The following is a 4,124-nucleotide window of genomic DNA, read 5'->3' as shown; positions in this document are numbered from 1 at the left end:
GGCGCTTTCCGGTCATGGGGCAGGCGAAAAAAGCGCCAGCGCCGACCCTTCCCGCGCCGGTCGCGGCGCTCCAGTTGCCAGCATTGGCGCAAAAAGCGCCACGCGAGGCGCTTCCTGGCTCAAGCTCGAGTCAACAAGTGCCGCGACTGACGCTTTTTGGGGCAACGGAGCCGCCGGGAGCGACTGCGACGACACTTGCGGCGACAGTGATGGCGCTTTTTGCGTCACTGGAGGCGAATCCTGGGGCGGCCTTGCGGCCCGGACCCCTGCATCAACGCACGGGAGTTCCTCTGATCCCGGTTCTGGCCCGTGCTGATCAGGTGCGCATTAGAAAGTTATAAAGCGTGTCGCCAGTGGTTATCCTGGCGCCCATGGAGCGCTTGCTGCCCTCGACCAGTCTGCCTTTTGAAGTCGGTGCGCTCTACAACCGACGCGAACAGATCCATGGTCTTTTGGGCGGCCAGCGACAAGGTGGCATCTCGACACCTGCCACCAGTCCATACGTGATCCTGTTTACCGGAGAGGCCGGCAAGCAGCACGGCTATCACGACTTCTGGGACGAAGAGAACGTTCTGCATTACTACGGCGAAGGCCAACGCGGGGACATGACGTTCTCTGGCGGAAACTTGGCTATTCGCGAACATCTACGGAGCGGCAAGCGTCTCCTTCTCTTCCAGATGATGGGGCATGGCCGCCCATATCGTTTTCTGGGGGAATTCCAGTTCCTGAGCACCTATCAGCAAGTCGGCGTTCCCGATACCAATGGCATGCCTCGCAAAGCACTCGTCTTCAAGTTGCAGCCTCTTGAATCAGCTTTCGAGCCGTTCCAGAGGTCAATCACCGACGCAGCGGCGCCGGAAATTGAGTTGGCAGCCACTGCCAACAGCCAAATCATGGAAGTTAGAACCAAACAGTCCCTCTTCAAACGGCGATTGCTGATCGTGGAGAAGGAGTGCCGACTCACTCGCATCGCAGACCTTCGCTTCCTGCGAGCGAGCCACATCAAACCATGGTCGAAGTGCGCATCTGGAGATGAGCGGGTCGACGGAAATAACGGGCTTCTGCTGAGCCCTACTGCAGACCATCTGTTCGATCGAGGCTGGATTACCTTCGAGGATAACGGCGCGCTTGTTCGTTCCCAACATTTGCCCAGTGACGTCATCAGCCGGATCGGCATTGACTTGGGCCAAGGCCGGAAGTGCGGGTCCTTCAGTACCAACCAAAAGACCTATCTCGAATATCACCGGAATGCCGTATTCGAGAATGCTTTCAAGAAACTCACGGACCCCTTGCTCGATCTGCTCACGACATCCCGCGGCTGACCCCGTGGTTTGCGCATGCCCCACTCTCATTGAGCGAGAACACTTCCGCTACTCTCATCAAACCCTCACCAGTGAGCCTGGCCGTCAAAAGAGAACTACAGAGCTACTGATCAGGATTTGACCCTGCCACGTTCAACGGAGTACGAAGCTGGCCACTGGAATCAACTCGTAGGGTGGGTATCGCTGTGCTCAACCCATTCTACGGAACCTCGCGTTCTTCCGGCACCGCCGACTCTTCATCGTTCAAAACCACCTCTGTGGCAGCACTTGAATCCTGCACTGTCGCAAACCAAGCCTTATAAGAATCGGGACCGTAGAATGAGGCGGACTCAATTTCCCTCAATGGGAAAAGAGGAGTCGGGTTCACTTTCTATGATCTCGTAAGTGAACCCGACCCGTTCTCGCGCTGGCGTTTTCCCATGCCAGCGGTGCGCATAGGGGCTGATCAATCAAATGATGCGCACCTGCCTCTGGGCTTGCTCCTGTTCGAACGGCCTCTGCTGCAACGCCGGATCATGGCGCTCGAGGGATTCAAGGTGCGCCAGCGACTCCCGCACCGGCGTTTCGACGGCAGTTGCGGTTGTCGCATGGGCCCGTAGATGTGCCGGATCGTCCAGCCGGCCTTGCACAATGAACACAGCCTCCCCTGCGCGCGCTGTGCTGGTTTGCTGACTCAGCACGACATGATCAATGCGCTCCATGCCCTTCCGATGCGCAAGAACGGCGAGGCTGGCACTCATTCGTTCACTTGCATCGTCGAAAGCCCGACCGAGTGTTCCGTCAAGACGCGCGACCGCTTCGCGTGCCTGCCGCAGCAGCGGATGATCATCCGGCGCGCCTGTCGGGACGTGTGTTCGCCCGGCTTCACCGATGGAGCGGCCCGGCACCTGATCATGATCACGATGGGGCGCCTCAGCTAACGTGATGCCGAGGCTGCCGGGCCGATAGTCCTGCACGATCACCGACTGTCCTCGGCCGTCACTGATCACCAGACGGGTGCCATCCATGCGATAGCTATGCTGCCCATCTTCGCTGCGAAACACGTCTGCGGGGTCATTCTCATGGTGTGAGCCGCCGGTGAGGCGCTGACCATGCCAGATGATCCCGCCGCGCAGATCGTCGTCTCGAATGATGTCGCCATCATCCACCACGTAGGTGTCGTCACCTTCGCCGCCTCGCAGCCTGTCGCGGCCGGCCCCGCCGATGAGCACGTCGTCGCCACGACCGCCGATCAGCGTGTCACTTCCACCCTCCCCGAGAAGAAGGTCGTTGCTATCGACTTCACGATCATTACTGCGTGTGGCATCAAGTGTGGCGGCATGAGTCGGGGCGACGGCAACGTTCGCGGAATCGCGGCCCGGGTCAATATGGATGGCGCCAGCGTTGAAAGCTTCGTCGCCAAGCTGCCCCGCAATCTCTGGATACCTGGTTCTCAGATCGGATAGCAGCCGTATCCTTGCGGGCTCAAGTGCTTCGGCTACCGTTTTGACGCTTCCATGTGTGTCCAGGATACCGGCATAGTCGCGGTTGGCCTCAGCGATGAGATTGCGCTGGCCGGGGTTTCCGTCGATGTCGACACCCCAACGCTGCTCGTCATCATTGATGCGCTCGCGATGCAGTTGATACATCCGATAGCTTGAAACTGCTTCTTCGGTGGAAACATTGTTCGGGTCGTCGTAAAGGCCGAAGAGTTCCGATTCCATATAGCGGCGCTTGCGCAGGCCTGCCTCATACATGGCATTGCTTCCCCACGCGTTGTAGCGCAATTCAAACCAGGCCTCGCTGCGATCACCGGCCGCAACAGCATCACGAAACGGCTGCATGGAAGCACGATATGCGCCCGCGCCGCGGTTGTAGACCAGCGACACAAGTGCCGCGCGCTCCTGTGACACCGGCATGTCGAGCCCCTCGATGGGACGCTCATACTCTGGCAGCGAAGCCACGAGAAGCTGATCGCTCTCCGCGGCAGTGAGCGTGCGATTGAATGCGAGCCCCAATCCCGTGCGGTCACGCGGCCTGCCAGCATCGATCTCGGCAAGCTGCCGCCATTCGGATTCCGCGAGGTGAATGCCGGAGTCCCTCCAGAGATCAACATTGTTGTCGCGGTTGAAGGTATAGCCGTAGCCGATGGTGGCACGGCCATCACCGATGTCTTGTGCGCGCGTGTGCAGGCTTTCCGTAAGCTTGATCAGATCACCGACCAGCTCGTTGTACTGATCTTGGGTGAGCGTGTTGTATTCCATGACATGAAGCTCCCTTTGAAACGGACGGCGTCTACATCAGGTCGGAGTAGTCCCCGATTTCGTTGCACACCTCGGTGGGCGGATTGCTGACCTTCGTGATCCTGTGCTTGCCGGCATCGACTTCTGTTTTCGGGTCGACTATGCCGTAGAGGAGATAGAGCGCGCCTTGGTATTCCCACAGGCCGAACGTGGAGAGATCCGAGAACGCGTACTGCGAGCCATCGATTCGCGTGACCTGGAATGCGCATTCCGAGTAGGACGCCCATCCGCACTCTGCATGCAGGACTCGGAGCCCACCACGCCCTGCAAGGTCAAACCGATAGGTGCGTCCGCCTTCTTCCGAAGTTTCGCTTGGAAGGATCCGCGTCGCGTCTTCAGATGCGGCCGAACTCCAGCCGCGAGCTTCCTCGCAGAGCGAGGCGGACGCTGCTTGGCTGGCCTCGACGGTAGTGCAACCCGCAGCTGCGGCCACCATGAGCCAACCGAAATATCTGATCTTCATCGGCAATCCTTGTCCTGTTACGGTGGGCCCGTTCGGCAACCACCTCTGTGGTTGAAC

3 protein-coding genes and 1 pseudogene are annotated in these 4,124 nt (G+C 59.3%); 2 read left to right on the top strand and 2 right to left on the bottom strand.

Going from position 1 to position 4,124, the window contains the following annotated elements; translation table 11 throughout:
• Together VFN25_RS04000 and VFN25_RS03995 are read left to right on the top strand one after the other, a co-directional pair.
• Nucleotides 1-341, top strand: a 341-nt coding sequence (locus VFN25_RS04000) for a hypothetical protein (protein ID WP_325139068.1), incomplete at its 5' end; no start/stop codon positions are given.
• 30 nt (nucleotides 342-371) lie between these two features.
• The gene (locus VFN25_RS03995; protein ID WP_156899833.1) at nucleotides 372-1,322 is read left to right on the top strand and encodes an HNH endonuclease; all 951 of its coding nucleotides are present in this window, start codon (nucleotides 372-374) and stop codon (nucleotides 1,320-1,322) included.
• A 449-nt stretch (nucleotides 1,323-1,771) separates the two neighbouring features.
• Here the strand turns inward: VFN25_RS03995 and VFN25_RS03990 are convergent, their stop codons facing one another.
• Both VFN25_RS03990 and VFN25_RS03985 read right to left on the bottom strand, forming a co-directional pair.
• Entirely contained in the window at nucleotides 1,772-3,565 is a 1,794-nt protein-coding gene (locus VFN25_RS03990; RefSeq protein ID WP_027079689.1) for an XVIPCD domain-containing protein, read from the bottom strand.
• Nucleotides 3,566-3,596: 31 nt separating this feature from the next.
• Nucleotides 3,597-4,124: pseudogene (locus VFN25_RS03985) on the bottom strand (hypothetical protein); the annotation flags it as partial.

This window comes from Dokdonella sp. (assembly GCF_035703485.1).
Lineage (GTDB): Bacteria > Pseudomonadota > Gammaproteobacteria > Xanthomonadales > Rhodanobacteraceae > Dokdonella.
This window is presented reverse-complemented; position numbering and strand designations above follow the sequence as displayed.